This is a genomic window from Marinobacterium sedimentorum, from assembly GCF_024267675.1.
Taxonomy (GTDB): domain Bacteria; phylum Pseudomonadota; class Gammaproteobacteria; order Pseudomonadales; family Balneatricaceae; genus Marinobacterium_A; species Marinobacterium_A sedimentorum.
In genome coordinates this window covers 49,661-65,460 of the sequence record NZ_JALDYX010000026.1, presented here as the reverse complement: position 1 = coordinate 65,460, position 15,800 = coordinate 49,661, and the positions used below count along the sequence as shown (strand labels likewise).

Genomic DNA, 15,800 nt, shown 5'->3' with positions numbered 1-15,800 from the left:
ACCTGCGACCCACGCATTATGAATGCGTTGCTCTAACCAACTGAGCTACATTGCCTTATCTGTCGAGGCGCGAATTATTCTCTGATTCTGCTTAGTTGTCAACAGCTTGGCCGGGAAAAAATCTATTTCCCGGGGTTGCCGTCAGACATTGAAACGGAAGTGCACCACATCGCCATCCTTGACGATGTATTCCTTGCCTTCCAGGCGCCATTTGCCGGCTTCCTTGGCACCCTGTTCGCCGTTGAAGGCAACGAAGTCCTCGTAGCCGATCACTTCGGCACGGATGAAGCCTTTCTCGAAGTCGGTATGGATCACACCGGCGGCCTGAGGGGCTGTGGCGCCTATTTTGACGGTCCAGGCGCGAACTTCCTTCACACCGGCGGTGAAGTAGGTCTGCAGGCCCAGCAGGCCGTAACCTGCGCGTATAACGCGGTCCAGGCCGGGTTCTTCCATGCCCAGATCCTGCAGGAACTCGAGGCGCTCTTCGTCGTCGAGTTCGGCGATTTCGGATTCCAGCTTGTTGCAGATGGCAACTACAACGGCGCCTTCGGTGGCGGCCAGCTCGCGTACCTGGTCCAGGTGCGGATTGTCTTCGAAGCCGTCTTCGGACACGTTGGCAATGTACATGGTCGGCTTGGTCGTCAGCAGGTGCAGGCTCGGCAGCAGCTTGTGATCATCTTCGGTCAGGCTCATGGAGCGTACTGGCTGGCCCTCGCTCAGGTGCGGCAGCAGCTTTTCCAGCAGCGCCTTGGTGCGCACGGCGTCCTTGTCACCGCCCTTGGCGTTGCGGGTCACGCGCTGCAGCTGCTTCTCGACGGAGTCGAGATCAGCCAGCGCCAGCTCCATATTGATGATTTCAATGTCTTCCAGCGGATGGATGCGGTTGGCGACGTGAATCACGTTGTCGTCTTCAAAGCAGCGCACGACGTGGGCGATGGCATCGGTTTCGCGGATGTTGGCCAGAAACTTGTTACCCAGGCCCTCGCCCTTGGACGCACCGGCGACCAGGCCTGCGATATCGACAAATTCCATGGTGGTGGGCAGCACGCGCTGTGGCTTGACGATGTCGGCCAGCTTGTTGAGACGCGGGTCCGGCATGGGAACAATGCCTGAATTGGGCTCGATGGTGCAGAACGGGAAGTTCTCGGCGTCGATACCGGCCTTGGTCAGTGCATTAAACAGGGTGGACTTGCCTACGTTGGGCAGGCCGACGATACCGCATTTGAAACCCATGGTGCTTGTCCTGTCAGTTAACCTTGGAAGCTGTGGAGCCCATTCATGGCGCGACCCCATTCCCCGGAAGTGGCTTCGGGCAGGTAGCGCAGGGCTTCATCGGAGGCGGCGAGGGTTTTGTCCCGTTCGCTGCCGGGGGCCTTCTTCAACACGAAGGCGGCGACCTGGCTACTGTGGCCGGGATGGCCAATACCTAAGCGCAGGCGATAGAAATTCTTGTCATTGCCCAGGCGGGTAATGATATCGCGCAGACCATTGTGACCACCGTGTCCGCCACCCTGCTTGAAGCGGGCGACGCCGGGGGGGAGGTCAAGCTCATCGTGAGCGACCAGAATGGACTGAGCCGGAATCTTGTAGAACGTTGCCAGAGCCGCGACGGCCTGACCGCTCAAATTCATGAAGGTGTGGGGGATCAGCAGGTGGACTGGCTGGCCGTTAAGAACGATCTTGCCGTAGCGTCCGTGGAACTTGCGATCCGGTACCAGAGTACAGTTATGCCAGGCAGCAAGCTGCCCGACAAAGTCGGCACCGGCATTATGACGGGTCTGATGATAGTTATCGCCCGGATTTCCGAGGCCTACGATCAGCTGGATCCTGTCATTCATGCCGGCACCCTGCTAGGCAGTCTTACTTGGCAGCTTTGGCGCCGCGCGGAGCGTAGACGTAACCGATACCCTGGTCGTGGTCACCGCCGCGACGCAGAGCGACGATTTCAACGCCTTCCGGCAGGCTGATGTCGGACAGGTGAAGAACCTTGCCGCCTTCAACGGTGCTCAGATCGATCTGCAGTGCTTCCGGCAGCTGGCCGGCGTTGCACAGGATTTCGGCCGTGTTTTTCTCAACAGCGAACTTGGCAGATGCTTTGGCAGCGGCTGATTTTTCGAAGTTGACGAACTGCAGCGGTACCGTGATGCGGATGCGGCTTTCGTTGGTTACGCGCTGGAAGTCAGCGTGCAGTACCTGCGGGCGGGCCGGGTGGCGCTGCAGATCCTTGATGATGACTTTCTGTTCTTCGTCATTCAGCTTGATGGTCAGAATGCTGGAGAAGAAAGACTGATCATTCAGCTGCTTGTTCAGTTCGTTGCCGTTAACGGAGATAGCGACCGGGTTCTTGTCGTTCTCGCCACCGTACAGGATGCCAGGCACGAATCCCTGAGTGCGCAGGCGGCGGCTCGCACCTTTGCCCTGATCCGCACGGGATACTGCTTCGATTACAAAGTTAGTCATGTGATTATCCTTCAATAAATAAAAGCTGCAGACCTCGCGACCAAGGTTCTGCAGCATCGCTGTTGCCCTTGTGGGCATTAACACCGCCGCATTGGGCGCCGGTGCGGTTCAGGCAGGGTCCGCTTAGCGGAACATTGCGCTGATGGATTCTTCGTTGCAGACGCGGCGAACCGCTTCCGCCAGCATCGGAGCCAGGGTGAGCTGGCGTACCCGCGAACACTCCTGTGCGGCCTTGGACAGCGGGATGGTATCGGTCACCACCAGTTCGTCCAGTACGCTGTTGTTCAGATTTTCGACCGCAGGGCCCGAGAGTACCGGATGCGTTGCATAGGCATAGACCTTTGCGGCGCCGTTGTCTTTCAGTGCCTTGGCTGCCTTGCACAGGGTGCCGGCGGTATCGCACATGTCATCGACCAGGATGCAGGTACGGCCTTCGACGTCACCGATGATGTTCATCACCTGGGATTCGTTGGCGCGTTCGCGGCGCTTGTCGATGATGGCCAGATCGCAGTCCAGCTGCTTGGCGATGGCGCGCGCACGCACCACGCCGCCGACGTCCGGGGACACGACCATGATGTTCTCGTACTGCTGATCGACGATGTCATCCAGCAGCACCGGCGAACCGTAGACGTTATCCACAGGGCTGTCGAAGAAGCCCTGGATCTGGTCGGCGTGCAGGTCAACGGTCAGAACGCGGTCGATACCGACAGCGGAGATCATGTCCGCCACAACCCTGGCGCTGATCGCCACACGGGCGGAGCGGGGGCGGCGGTCCTGACGGGCGTAACCGAAGTAGGGGACTACAGCGGTAACACGGCTGGCGGATGCGCGACGCAGCGCGTCGGCCAGCACGATGAGTTCCATCAGGTTGTCGTTGGTAGGAGCGCAGGTCGACTGGATGATGAAGACATCCTTGCCGCGGACGTTTTCCTGGATCTCTACATTCACTTCACCGTCGCTAAAGCGGCCGACGATGGCTTTGCCCATTGGAATATCAAGGCGCTCGACCACTCTCTGGGCGAGTTCCGGATTGGCATTGCCGGTGAAGACCATCATTCTAGACACGGCGAGCACCTTCTCGGTTGGTTCGGAGTTGGAATTCGAAGCTGACAGGGAGTATTTCATGAGTAAATGGCTGGGGTAGGAGGATTCGAACCTCCGCATGCTGGAATCAGAATCCAGTGCCTTACCGCTTGGCGATACCCCAGTATCTCTCCTTTGGAGTTGGCCTCCCGAAAGAAGGCGCATATTCTGCTAAAACCGGCCCGATAGGTCAAGCCCGAAGTGCAGTCAAAGGGAAACGAACAGCAAAAAACTGTCGTTGCCTGCTCAGGACGCGATCCACTCCTTGATGATCACCGTAATGGTCAGATCTGCGCGTCGCAGCGTCACGCGCTGTGGCAGCACGTACCCGTTGTCCGTCGAGTAGGCGGAATAATGGATCAACCACCCGCCCTGTTCAAGGGTTTCGAGGCGATTTTCGCGAAAGGCGGGGGTATAGGCGAGGCCGGGTGCGGGCAGGCCGCGAATCCAGTAGGTCACCTGTTCAACCGGGAAACTCCAGCCCAGCAGGGATTGCAGCAGTGCCTCGGGGCTATCCGAGGCGTAATGGCCTTCGCCGGCGATATCGATGCTCACGCCGCCCGGACCTCCCTCGATCAGGGCGCCGCCCTGGCCGAGGGGGCCGCTAATGGCGATGCGATAGGCGGGAGTCTGCTGTTGCCACTGCATGCGGGCGCTATGGCTGTCATCCGGGGTGCGAATGCCGACTTTGCTGTCGAGGGTCCAGTTTTGCAGCGCCAGCGCCTGTTGCTGGTAGTCATCCCAGCTGCCGCTGACGGGCGCCGGGGTCTGGTCGGCCTTAAAAGTGCTGCAGCCGACCAGCAGGGTTAGCAGCAGGCTCAGTCCAAGCGCGCGCATCAGTTGGCCCCGACAGCCTTGGCGGCTTCGCGCAGGTGTTCATTCTGCGGGTCTTCGCCCAGGTGTTGCTCCAGCAGTTCACGGGCACGGTTCTGGCGCCCGTCGGCCCAGTAGGCCCGGATCAGGTGGCCGGTGACTTCCGGGTCCGGGAAGCTATCGTAGGCCCGTTGCAGGAATTCGATGGCTTCGGGATAGTGCTCAAGGTTGAACAGCACCCAGCCCATGGAGTCGAGCACGGCGGGGTCATCGGGTTTCTGTTGCAGCGCCTGCTCGATCAGCTTGTAGGCTTCGTCGTAACGGTCGGTGTAGAGCGTCAGGGTATAGCCCAGGGCGTTCAGTGCACTGGCATTGTCGGGTTCCATTTCGAGCACCTTGCGCAGATCCTGCTCTATCTGCTGGAAGTCGTCCGGGTCTATCAGCATGGCGCGGGTGTAGAGCAGGGTGACTTCATTGCCGTGCTCCGCCAGACCCTGGTCCAGAATGGCCAGGGCGGCATCCCGCTGCTGGTGCTGATTGAGCCACTCGGCCTGGAGGCCATAGAAACGCGGCGCAAGTTCCGGGTAGCGGGCGCGGGCGTTTTCCATAATCAGTTCGACCCGGGCCTGGTCGGCCGGCTGGTCCAGCAGGCTGAGGGTGCGGGCGTAGGACTGAAACAGGTTGGAACCATCGGTGACGCGGCTGTAGTGTTCGATCGCTTCTTCATTGCGACCCTCGCTCTGGGCGATATAGCCCAGGTAAAAATGGGGCTCGCTGTTGTCCGGGTTCTGTTCCAGCAGCTGTTTCAGCAGGGCGCTACTCTGGCTCAGCTGGTCATTTTCCAGCATCAGCAGTGCCAGGTAGTAATGCAGCTGGCTGTCGTCGGGGAAGCGCTTGATCAGCTCGTGGGAGGCCTTGGTGGCCTGCTGTTGCTGGTCGTTGAGAAACAGCAGCTGCACATGCAGAACCTGAATCTGGCGGTTGTCGCTCTGGCTTTTCAGGTAGGGGCGCAACAGTTGCAGGGCTTCGGCCGGGCGGTCGTTAAGGCGCAGCAATTCCGTCTTGAGCATCAGTGCATCGAGATCGTCCGGGTTGAGCTGCAGCGCCCGGTCAAAGTCGGCCAGGGCGGCGTCGGTCCTGTCGAGCTGCTTGAGCAGCTGGCCGCGGGTCAGCAACAGGTAGCTGTCGTCCGGCGCCTTCTTCAGCTGGCGGTCCAGCATGGCGATATAGCCCTCGAGCTGACGGGGGCCTATGTTGCTGGCCTGGCCCACGAGCAGCGCCAGCGCCTGGCGGCTGTCTTCTGCCAGGGCACGTTCCATCAACGGCAGCGCTGCCTCGTAGTCACCGTTGTGCAGCAGCAGGTCTGCTGCGACCTGATAAGGCTCTGGGTTGTCGGGCTGCGCCTCTATCCAGAGCCTGGCCGCCTGCAGCATGTCATCGGGTCGTTGCAGGTACTGGGCTATACGGGTGGCGCGCTCGGCCACGGCCGGGTCGTGGGTCAGTTTGGCCTGCTGCAGATAGATTACAAGGGCGACATCGAACTGGCGCCGCTGGCCGGCAATCTCGGCCTGCAGCAGCTGCAACAGGGATTCACGGTTGAATTCGCCCGGCTGGTACTGCACCGGTTCCAGTACCACGGGGGTCTTGGGTTCGGTGGCAACAGGCTGGAAACTGCAGCCCGTAACAGTGAGCGTGCTGATTAAAATGCCGAGCAGGGTTTTGTTCATGGGGCTTCAGGTCAGGTCCCTTGGGGTGTTGGCTCACTATAGAGGAAGCTTGGCGTTATTGTCATGCGTCAGTTTGGTGGCTGTTTGAATGGGAAGTTCCGATGGCCGGATTTTCTTCTTGGCGCTAAGAAGGTGTATTATGGCGCGCCTGAATATTTCGCTGAGGTTGTGCAACGTCTCCATGGCTCTATTGGCGTTAGGTATAAACCACAAAACCGCCCCGCTTGAGGTGCGCGAGAAGGTGGCATTCGCGCCGGAGCAGCTGGTTGATGCCCTGGAGCATGCCCGTGCATCCGGCCGTCTCAGGGAAATCGCCATACTGTCGACCTGCAATCGCACCGAGCTGTATTGCTCGACCGACGCCGCGGGGCTGGAGTCTCTGCTGCAGTGGCTGGGGGACTATCACCACCTTGCCCCCGCCATGCTGGCGCAATGCATCTATGCCCACTGGGACCAGGACGCCGCACGCCACATGATGCGGGTGGCCAGCGGGCTGGATTCGCTGGTGCTGGGCGAACCGCAGATTCTCGGTCAGCTCAAATCCGCCTATGCCCTGTCGCAGGATCAGGGGCTGGCGGGGGCGGAACTTGGCCGGTTGTTCCAGCAGACCTTTGCCGTTGCCAAGCAGGTTCGCACCGATACCGCTATCGGCCAGAACCCGGTTTCGGTGGCCTATGCGGCGGTCAGCCTGGCCCAGCACATCTTTTCGGATCTTGGCAGTAGCCGGGCGCTGCTCATAGGCGCCGGTGAAACCATCGAGCTGGTGGCGCGCCATCTGAGCCGGGCCGGTGTGCGCTCCATGATCGTGGCCAACCGTACCCTGGGGCGGGCCCAGGCGCTGGCTGATTCCGTCGGCGGGCGCGCCATAGTGCTGGCGGATATCCCGCGGGTGCTGGCCGAGGCCGATATTGTGATTTCCTCCACCGCCAGCCAGTTGCCGATACTCGGCAAGGGTGCGGTGGAGGATGCACTGAAGAAGCGCAAGCACAAGCCGGTGTTCATGGTGGACATCGCAGTCCCTCGGGATATCGAGCCCCAGGTGGGCGAGCTGGACGATGTCTATCTGTACAGCGTCGATGACCTGAAAGATGTGATTGAGGAAAATCAGCGCTCGCGTGAAACCGCAGCCCTGGAAGCCGAAGAAATTATTGCCCGCGGCGCCCTGGCCTTTATGCGCCAGCTGCGCGAACTCGATGCCGTGGATACCCTGACGGCGTTGCGCTCGCGTGGCGAAACCCTGCGGGACGAGGCGCTGGAGCAGGCGATGAAACTGTTGCGCAACGGCAAGCCGGCCGACCAGGTGCTGGAGCTGCTGGCCAATCGTCTGACCAACAAGATGCTGCACTCGCCTACTATTCAGCTGCGCAAGGCCGGCGCGGAAGGGCGTGAAGAGATGCTGCAGCTGGTGCAGGAACTGTATCAGCTGTCCGACAGCGCTGACGCCAAATAACATGAACGCATTCGGGTGCTCCATGCCATACCGGCTCACCAGGTGCCCTAACACTGATGCAGCTCGTGCAGGAGCTCTATCAACTGTCCTTACGGTTGACTCTGAATAACATGAAAACCTCTATACGCAACAAGCTGGAAAGACTCGTCGACCGTCACGAGGAAGTGGCCGCCCTGCTGAGTGATCCGGGCACGCTCGCCGATCAGAACCGTTTCCGCGAACTGTCGCGCGAATATGCCGAGCTCGAACCTGTAGTGGAAAGCTTCAATGCCTACCTCGGTGCCCTGGACGACCTGGCCGAAGCCGAGCTGATGCTTGATGACAGCGATGCCGAGATGCGCGAAATGGCCCGCGAGGAGATCGGCGCTGTGCGGGCCCGTATCGACGAGCTGGAAGCGCAGTTGCAGATCCTGCTGCTGCCGCGGGATCCGAACGACGGCCGCAACGTCTTCCTCGAAGTGCGTGCCGGTACCGGCGGCGACGAGGCGGCCATCTTTGCCGGCGACCTGTTTCGCATGTACTCGCGCTACGCCGAGCAGCAGGGGCTGCGCATTGAAATCATCAGCGCCAGCGACGGCGAGCACGGTGGTTACAAGGAAATCATCAGCCGGGTCGTGGGGCAGGATGTGTACTCCAGGCTCAAGTTCGAATCCGGTGCGCACCGGGTGCAGCGGGTGCCGGAAACCGAGTCCCAGGGGCGTATTCATACCTCGGCCTGTACCGTCGCAGTAATGCCGGAGCAGGACGAAGTGGCCGAAATCGCCATCAACAAGGCGGATCTGCGGGTGGATACCTTCCGTGCCTCCGGTGCCGGTGGCCAGCACGTCAACAAGACCGATTCGGCCATTCGCCTTACCCATATTCCCACCGGCGTGGTGGTGGAGTGTCAGGATGAGCGCTCGCAGCACAAGAACCGTGCCCGGGCCATGTCGCTGCTGGCGGCGCGGTTGCAGTCGGCCGAGCAGGAACGTCATGCCGCCGCCCAGGCCAGCACCCGCAAGAGTCTGGTGGGCAGCGGTGACCGCTCCGAACGCATCCGCACCTACAACTATCCTCAGGGGCGGGTGACGGATCACCGTATCAACCTGACGCTCTACAAGCTGGGTGAAATCATGAACGGCGAGCTGAACGCCATCATCGATCCGCTGCAGCTGGAATATCAGACCGAACAGCTCGGCGCCCTCTCTGAGGAGTGAAATCGGAGGAGTAATGCCGCATGAGAGTGATGACACCTGTACTGATGAGTAAGCTGCGGTGACCTTGACCATCGCCAAAGCGCTGCAGTGCGCCGCGCAACTGGTCGACAGCGACAGCCCGCGGCTGGATCTGGAGCTGCTGCTGTGTCACCTGCTCGACTGCGACCGTACCTACCTGTTCATGCACCCGGAACGGGAACTTACGGCCCTGCAGGCGGCGGCTTTCGACGGGCTGTTGCAACGGCGTCTGGCCGGAGAGCCGGTGGCGCATCTTACCGGCCGCCGCGGTTTCTGGACCCTGGATCTGGAGGTAAACGCCGATACGCTGATTCCGCGCCCCGATACCGAAACCCTGGTCGAGCAGGCACTTGAGCTGCTGCCCGACGGTGACTATAGGGTCGCGGATCTGGGCACCGGCACCGGTGCCATTGCACTGGCGCTGGCCAGTGAGCGCAGTCAGTGGTCACTGACCGGCTGTGACCGAATTGCAGGCGCTGTCGCACTGGCGCAGCGCAATGCGGCGCGCCTGGGGCTGAGCAATGCGCACTTTGTGCAGGGCAGCTGGTTCGAACCGCTGGACGGGCGTTTTGCGATGATTGTGAGTAACCCTCCTTACATAGACCCCGCCGACCCGCACCTGGGGCAGGGGGATGTCCGATTTGAGCCGCGCAGTGCGCTGGTGGCAGAGGAAGCGGGCCTGGCCGATATTCGTCATATTGCCGAGGGTGCACGCAGCGCGCTGGAGTCCGGCGGCTGGCTGCTGTTTGAACACGGATATGATCAGGGCGGCGCGGTGCGGGCCTTGCTGGATGAGTTGGGTTATAGCGAGCTTGCCACGCGGCCGGATCTGGGGGGGCGTGATCGTGTCACCCTGGGGCGCTGGCTACTGGAATCTGCAAGGAGTGACTGAATGCTGACCGATGAGCAGTTGTTGCGTTACAGCCGGCAGATCATGCTGCCGGAGGTCGAAATTGATGGCCAGGAAGCCTGGCTCGGCGCCCGGGTACTGATTATTGGTCTGGGCGGGCTGGGCAGCCCCGTGGCCATGTACCTGGCGGCGGCGGGCGTGGGTGAGCTGGTGCTGGTGGATGACGATGAGGTCGATCTGAGCAACCTGCAGCGGCAGATCATTCACAGCACGCCGCGTATCGGCCAGCCCAAGGTGGAGTCGGCACGGCAAACCCTGACGGCACTTAATCCGGATATTCGCATCCAAACGCTGTGCGAACGGCTTTCGGAGGAGCGTCTTGACGCGCTGGTGGCCGGGGTTGATCTGGTGGTGGATTGTTGCGACAACTTCGGCACCCGTTTTGCGGTCAACCGGGCCTGTGTTGCCCACCGGCGTCCGCTGGTATCGGGTGCGGCTATCCGGCTGGAAGGCCAGGTCGCGGTGTTTGATGCCAGGCAGCCGGATTCGCCCTGTTACCAGTGCCTGTATCGCGATGGCGAGGATGAGAACCTGACCTGTTCGGAATCGGGCGTGCTGGCACCGCTGGTGGGCATTATCGGTTCTGTGCAGGCGATGGAAGCATTAAAGGTGCTGGCGGGTATCGGCCAGCCGCTGGTAGGCCGGCTGCAGCTGCTGGATGCCCGCAGCATGGACTGGCGCACCTTGAAATTGAAGCAGGATCCCTCATGTCCGGTTTGTAGTCGGGCCGACAAGGAGTAAAGGTTTTGAACAACGATAAAATTATTCGAAAGATTCTGGAAAACTCTAAAACCATTGCGCTCGTGGGCGCCAGCCCCAGGCCCCATCGTGCCAGTCATCAGGTCATGGGCTATTTGCTGGCCAAGGGGTATCACGTGATTCCGGTCAACCCCATCGAAGCCGGTGCCAGCATTCTGGGGCAGCCGGTGCTGGCGTCATTGTCCGAGATAGACGAGCCCATCGACATGGTGGATATCTTTCGCAACTCGGTCGATGCCGGCGATGCCGTGGATGATGCCATCGCGGCCCATGCCCGGTCGATCTGGATGCAGCTGGGCGTGGTGAACGAGCCGGCCGCCGAGCGTGCCCAGGCCGCGGGGCTGGACGTCGTCATGGATCGCTGCCCGGCGATCGAAATTCCGCGGCTGGATCTGTAGCGGAAAAGCCGCTGTTTTAGCGGCAACTTTAGAGCTAAATCCTGTGAAAGACACGCTTTTCAGAGGGTTTGTCCTGGTTGTCCCCGTGGTGCCCGGTAAAATGGGCGGTTCCTTTCAGTTCCACAACCCGACCCACAACTCTATCCACAACAGGACCCCCGATGAGTCTTATCCGTATGGAAACCGGTCAGCGCATGAGCCGGATCGTGATTCACAATGATACCGTTTACCTCTGCGGTCAGGTTGCGGCCGATGCCAGCGCCGATATCCGCGAGCAGACCAGCACCATGCTGGAAAAGGTCGATACCCTGCTGGCCCAGGCCGGCAGTGACCGTGAGCACCTGCTGTCCGCAACCCTGTACATCCGTGACATGAAGGACTTCGCGGCCATGAACGAAGTCTGGGATGCCTGGGTGCCGCAAGGGCAGGCCCCGGCGCGCGCCTGTGTTGAAGCGCGTATGGCACGGCCCGAACTGCTGGTTGAAGTCTCGGTGGTTGCCGCAGTGAAAAAGTAACAGTTGATATTGAAACAGAGAAAGCGCCGTTTGGCGCTTTCTCTGTTTCAGGCCCAGGCGTAGCCCGACGCACAGTCGCCGCTGCAGCCCCGGCCGGATTTAATGCAGTTTCAGGCCGACCTTGGTGATGACATCGCCTTCCACCGCCTTGACCACCAGGGTGACCGGGCCCAGCATCAGGCTGTCGCCCACAACCGGGTGGCCGTGCTGGTGGCGCGCGATGCAGGCGGATAGCGTCTGGGTCGAATCCTCCTGCTCGACCTTGATGCCGTAGGCCTGCTCGACATCGGCCAGCTGCGCCTCGCCATTGAGTACAAATTCCCCGAAGAAGGCCATTTCCGCCAGGTGTTTGGGGCCGTGGGGGGCGTTGAACTGATGTCCCAGGGCATCGATCATGTCCGGGCGCGCCATTACGGCCAGCAGATCGCCGTCCTGCAGGGCGGTCTTGGCCTGGGGCCGCAGGTAGCGGCCCTGACGAAACACTGCTGCTATACCGGTATCGGCCGGCATGCGCAGATCACCCAGCGGGGAAGGGCGCTGCCAGCGCTGGCCCTGCAGCCGGAACAGCAACAACTCATGTTCCCCCACTGCCGGTACATCGATGGGAATACGCCGGTGCGCCTGTTCATGCCCCGGCACTTCCAGTTTCATCCAGCGGGCCACCGGTGCCAGGCTGGTGCCCTGCACGATCAGGGATACCAGCACAATGATAAAGGCGATATTGAAGAACAGCGGCGCCTGTTCCACACCGGCCATGACCGGGAACAGGGCCAGTACGATGGGCACGGCGCCGCGCAAGCCGACCCAGGCGATAAAGCTGCGTTCGCGCCAGTGAAAACCAAAGGATCGGAGGGTGCCAAAGACCGCCAGCGGGCGCGCCACCAGTATCAGCACTGCCGCCAGCAGCAGGCCGGCCGGTGCAATCAGCAGCAGCTGGGACGGGTCGACCAGCAAGCCCAGGATCAGGAACATGCACAGCTGGGCCAGCCAGGCCAGGCCGTCGTGCACCTGCAGTATGGCCGGCATCATGCGCACCCGGGTATTGCCCAGCAGCACGCCGGTCAGGTAGATCGCCAGAAAGCCGCTGCCACCCAGGGCGTTGGTGCCGGCGAAGACGACCAGGCCACAGGCTGTCACCAGCAGCGGATACAGCGCCGTGACCAGGTCCACCCGGTTGATCAGGAACACCAGCAACTTGCCACCCAGCCAGCCACAGAGGACGCCGACGACGATCTGCTGCAGCAGCATCAGCGGTGCCGACCAGAGGGAAGTGGCGCCGTCCTGGGTGATCAGCTGCAGCAGAATCAGGGTCAGGAAGATCGCCATGGGATCGTTGCTGCCGGATTCGATCTCCAGGGTGGCGCTGACGCGGGCGTTGAGGTTCAGGCCACGGCCCTGCAGCAATGCGAAGACGGCGGCAGCGTCGGTGGAGGATACGATGGTGCCGACCAGCAGGCCATCGAGCCAGGAGAGGTCAAAGATAAAGACCGCGGCCAGGCCCGTGACCAGGGCGGTTATCAGCACGCCCAGGGTCGCCAGTATCAGCGCGGGCCTGAGGCCAACCCGGAAGGTTTCGCCCCGGGTGCGCATGCCGCCATCCAGCAGGATGATGGCCAGTGCCAGGTTGCCCACCAGGAAGGCGGTTTCAAAATCGTCGAACTGGATATGGCCCAGACCGTCTTCGCCGGCGAGCATGCCAACGCCCAGAAACAGCAGTAGCACCGGCATGCCAAGCCGGTTCGACAGTGGGCTGAGCAGAATGCTGAGCATCAGCATCAGGGCGCCGACCAGCAGAAACAGGGAGGTCATGACATCGATCCTTGAGGTTGCCGTGCGTACCCTGCGCCTGAATGGTGCGGGAATTATAGCGCGCACAGTGCCTAGTATACGGGGACGCAGGATTTCGGCCAATGGCCGTTGTGAATCAGGAGCTTGCGGCAAGAGGCTGGATTTCAGACCATACCGGGGGCTTGCCTGTGGAGCTGGATTCGGGGGATAACAGGCGGACGCAAGAACAGTGGGAGGTGACGTGATGCGAGGTCAGATGGCGAAACTGCTGGGTACATTGCCCCAGTGCGGTGTGCTGGAGCTGATACTGCTGCGGCCTTCCCGTGAAGAACCCATGCAGAGCGTTACCGAGGCCCGCGTACAGCTGGGGCAGGGCCTGCTGGGCGATCGCTTTAGCGGTCGGCTGGACAGCAAACGCCAGATTACCCTGTTTCAGGCGGAGCATGTGGCAGTGCTGGCGTCCCTGCTGCACAGGGAATCGCTGGATCCTGCACTGCTGCGGCGCAACCTGCTGGTGCGTGGCATCAGTCTGCACGCCCTCAGCGGGCGGCGCTTTCGCATCGGTGAAGTGGTGCTGGAGGGGGCCGGGCAGTGTCACCCCTGTTCGCGCATGGAGGCGGTGCTGGGCCCCGGCGGATTCAATGCCATGCGCGGTATCGGCGGGCTCTGCGTACGCATTATCGAGGGCGGAAACATCCGTGTAGGCGACAGGGTGCAGGCCGAGCCAGAGCTGCCGGATGCGCCCTGAGCCCGCTTCGCAGCAATCCGCTTTGCTCGCCGCCGATTATCGAGGGTGGATGCATCGGCGTGGGCGACCATGTGCAGGCTGAGCCGGAAATGCCGGATGCGCTGTGCTGTTGTATCAGCTTTGCTCGCCGCAGATGGATGTTTGCATCAGCTCGCGAATCCGCGCCGGCGGCTGTCCGGTGGCGACAAGAAAATGCAGTTTGGTGAAGGCGGCCTCGACGGTGAGATCGCTGCCCGGTACCACACCTATATCATTCAGTTTGGCGCCGGTGGCATAGGCACCCTGGCTGACCTTGCCCTGCAGGCACTGGGTCAGATTGACCACGACCTGGCCCCGGACCGACGCCTGCTCCAGCGCCTGCATCAGTTCACGGTTTTCATCCGGTGGATTGCCGACGCCAAAGCTGCGGATCAGCAGCCCCTTGAGTTGCGAATCCTCCAGCAACTGGGCGGCGATACGCCCCGGCATGCCGGGATACAGGTGCAGCAGCGAGACGGCGGCAGGGTCGAAGTGCGGTGCTTCAAAGCGCGGTGCGCCGCGTTCGAGCAGCAGGTGCTCCTGCAGTTCTATATGGATGCCGGCCTGGCCGAGCCAGGGGCAATTGGGCGTATCGAAGGCATCGAATCCGGTCGCGCGCAGCTTGCAGGCGCGATTGCCCCGCAGCAGCCGGCCATTGAAGTAAATGCAGACTTCGGGCACCGAATAGTTGCCCGCCAGAATCAGCGCGGTGATCAGGTTGTCCAGGGCATCGTTGCGCGGTTCGATCAGCGGAATCTGTGAGCCGGTCAGTATGACCGGCTTGTCCAGGCCCTGCAGGATGAAGGACAGCGCCGAGGCGGTGTAGGCCATGGTATCGGTGCCGTGCAGCACCACGAAGCCCTTGTAGTCGTCGTAATGCTCCATCAGCGTTTGGCCCAGGCGCGTCCAGTCGGATGGCTGGATGTTGGAGCTGTCGATCAGCTGGGCGAATTCCAGTATTTCAAAATGCGGCAGGTTCTGTTGCGCCTGCTTGCTGAGTTTTTGCTGCAGCAGTTGATCAAAACCCGGCACCGGGATATAGCCCTGATCCGAAGGGTGCATGCCGATGGTGCCGCCGGTGTGAATGATCAGAACTTTTGATTTCATTATTGTGGCCTTGGGCGGTCTGGGTGTGGGCGGCTTGGGTTCTCAGGCGCCGAGAAATTGCTGGCGGATGCGGTAATCCTGTTGGCAGCGCTGGGCATAGCGCTGCGTCTCCTCACTGATGTCTGCTGTGAGGCTGTCCGGCAGGGCCGCGCCCGAGTGAATCAGACACTGGATCAGCTCGGGCCTGTCACTGCGCAACGCCAGCAGCAGGATACTGTGTCCAGCACTGTCCAGGCTATCGATACGGGCGCCGGCTTCCAGCAGGCGGCTGAGATGCAGCATCAGCCGGGCCGGTTCGCAGTGCTCGAAGCAGGCGTGCAGCAGCGGTGTGCCCGCGCTGTTGTGGCGATTGGGGTCGGCGCCCGCACGCAGTAGCGCGGCGATCAGGTCCAGGCTCTGGCCCGCCGGGCCGTGCATTTCAAGAGCCCGCCAGCTCAGGGATTGGCCTTGCGGGTCTGTGGCATTGGCGTCGGCACCGGCGTTGAGCAGCAACGTCAGCAGTTTTGCGCGCCGCGCGTCGATCGCCAGCTCAGTCGCAAGCTGGCCGTCTTGCACCGGTTGCAACAGCAGTGCCGGGGTGGCCTTGCGCAACAGTTTGGCCAGGCCATCGGCATCATCGCGTTCGATCGCCTGCATCAGCTTGGCCGGTTGTGAGCCTGTGAATAGCTTGAGCATATCCTTCTGAATCCCTGAACCCGATGGCATCTATTCTGGCGCCTAGGAGGCTGTCCGACAATACTCAACCTACTGCGAACCATCTGAGTTTGGCTGTTTTTTGTGCTGTTTTTTCGTTAAATAGAACCACTATTC

At 61.4% G+C, this 15,800-nt stretch carries 16 protein-coding genes and 1 tRNA gene; 7 read left to right on the top strand and 10 right to left on the bottom strand.

Features of this window, described 5'->3' with window-relative positions; all coding sequences use genetic code 11:
• Window positions 1-141: 141 nt before the first annotated feature.
• The 7 genes from ychF to MRS74_RS18110 all read right to left on the bottom strand — a co-directional run bounded on the left by ychF (window position 142) and on the right by MRS74_RS18110 (window position 6,083).
• Complete coding sequence (gene ychF, locus MRS74_RS18140; protein ID WP_254581685.1) at window positions 142-1,233, bottom strand: redox-regulated ATPase YchF; 1,092 nt, start codon at window positions 1,231-1,233, stop codon at window positions 142-144.
• Between the two features lie 17 nt (window positions 1,234-1,250).
• Window positions 1,251-1,838 carry an aminoacyl-tRNA hydrolase gene (pth, locus tag MRS74_RS18135; RefSeq protein ID WP_254581684.1) on the bottom strand — a complete coding sequence of 196 codons (588 nt, stop codon included), beginning with the start codon at window positions 1,836-1,838 and terminating at the stop codon, window positions 1,251-1,253.
• 22 nt (window positions 1,839-1,860) lie between these two features.
• Window positions 1,861-2,460 carry a 50S ribosomal protein L25/general stress protein Ctc gene (locus MRS74_RS18130; RefSeq protein ID WP_254581683.1) on the bottom strand — a complete coding sequence of 200 codons (600 nt, stop codon included), beginning with the start codon at window positions 2,458-2,460 and terminating at the stop codon, window positions 1,861-1,863.
• Between the two features lie 123 nt (window positions 2,461-2,583).
• On the bottom strand, window positions 2,584-3,525 hold the full coding sequence (locus MRS74_RS18125; RefSeq protein ID WP_254581682.1) for a ribose-phosphate pyrophosphokinase: 942 nt from the start codon (window positions 3,523-3,525) through the stop codon (window positions 2,584-2,586).
• Window positions 3,526-3,592: 67 nt separating this feature from the next.
• A tRNA-Gln gene (locus MRS74_RS18120) sits at window positions 3,593-3,667 on the bottom strand.
• Window positions 3,668-3,789: 122 nt separating this feature from the next.
• A complete protein-coding gene (gene lolB / locus MRS74_RS18115; RefSeq protein ID WP_254581681.1) occupies window positions 3,790-4,380 on the bottom strand; it encodes a lipoprotein insertase outer membrane protein LolB in 591 nt (196 codons plus the stop codon).
• A complete protein-coding gene (locus MRS74_RS18110) occupies window positions 4,380-6,083 on the bottom strand; it encodes a tetratricopeptide repeat protein (RefSeq protein ID WP_254581680.1) in 1,704 nt (567 codons plus the stop codon). Before MRS74_RS18110 ends, lolB begins: the two co-directional genes overlap by 1 nt.
• Before the next feature lie 181 nt (window positions 6,084-6,264).
• Between MRS74_RS18110 and hemA the strand changes: the two genes are divergently transcribed.
• The 6 genes from hemA to MRS74_RS18080 all read left to right on the top strand — a co-directional run bounded on the left by hemA (window position 6,265) and on the right by MRS74_RS18080 (window position 11,329).
• The gene (gene hemA, locus MRS74_RS18105) at window positions 6,265-7,533 is read left to right on the top strand and encodes a glutamyl-tRNA reductase (RefSeq protein ID WP_254581689.1); all 1,269 of its coding nucleotides are present in this window, start codon (window positions 6,265-6,267) and stop codon (window positions 7,531-7,533) included.
• 110 nt (window positions 7,534-7,643) lie between these two features.
• Window positions 7,644-8,729 (top strand): peptide chain release factor 1, encoded by a 1,086-nt coding sequence (gene prfA / locus MRS74_RS18100; protein WP_254581679.1) that lies wholly within the window; start codon window positions 7,644-7,646, stop codon window positions 8,727-8,729.
• A gap of 58 nt (window positions 8,730-8,787) precedes the next feature.
• Window positions 8,788-9,639, top strand: coding sequence for a peptide chain release factor N(5)-glutamine methyltransferase (gene prmC, locus MRS74_RS18095; protein WP_368671296.1), 852 nt, complete (start codon window positions 8,788-8,790; stop codon window positions 9,637-9,639).
• Window positions 9,640-10,398 (top strand): molybdopterin-synthase adenylyltransferase MoeB, encoded by a 759-nt coding sequence (locus MRS74_RS18090; RefSeq protein WP_254581678.1) that lies wholly within the window; start codon window positions 9,640-9,642, stop codon window positions 10,396-10,398.
• Between the two features lie 5 nt (window positions 10,399-10,403).
• Window positions 10,404-10,814, top strand: coding sequence for a CoA-binding protein (locus MRS74_RS18085; RefSeq protein ID WP_254581677.1), 411 nt, complete (start codon window positions 10,404-10,406; stop codon window positions 10,812-10,814).
• A gap of 161 nt (window positions 10,815-10,975) precedes the next feature.
• Window positions 10,976-11,329, top strand: a complete 354-nt coding sequence (locus MRS74_RS18080) for a RidA family protein (RefSeq protein WP_254581676.1) — start codon at window positions 10,976-10,978, stop codon at window positions 11,327-11,329.
• 99 nt (window positions 11,330-11,428) lie between these two features.
• On the opposite strand, the gene MRS74_RS18075 is transcribed toward MRS74_RS18080, so the two are convergent.
• Entirely contained in the window at window positions 11,429-13,138 is a 1,710-nt protein-coding gene (locus MRS74_RS18075; RefSeq protein WP_254581675.1) for a potassium/proton antiporter, read from the bottom strand.
• A 223-nt stretch (window positions 13,139-13,361) separates the two neighbouring features.
• Here MRS74_RS18075 and MRS74_RS18070 point away from each other — a divergent pair, with 223 nt between their 5' ends.
• Window positions 13,362-13,865, top strand: a complete 504-nt coding sequence (locus MRS74_RS18070) for an MOSC domain-containing protein (RefSeq protein WP_254581687.1) — start codon at window positions 13,362-13,364, stop codon at window positions 13,863-13,865.
• 114 nt (window positions 13,866-13,979) lie between these two features.
• On the opposite strand, the gene ansA is transcribed toward MRS74_RS18070, so the two are convergent.
• Together ansA and MRS74_RS18060 are read right to left on the bottom strand one after the other, a co-directional pair.
• Window positions 13,980-14,990, bottom strand: a complete 1,011-nt coding sequence (ansA, locus tag MRS74_RS18065) for an asparaginase (RefSeq protein WP_254581674.1) — start codon at window positions 14,988-14,990, stop codon at window positions 13,980-13,982.
• A gap of 42 nt (window positions 14,991-15,032) precedes the next feature.
• Window positions 15,033-15,665, bottom strand: a complete 633-nt coding sequence (locus tag MRS74_RS18060; protein WP_254581673.1) for an ankyrin repeat domain-containing protein — start codon at window positions 15,663-15,665, stop codon at window positions 15,033-15,035.
• Window positions 15,666-15,800: the final 135 nt, after the last annotated feature.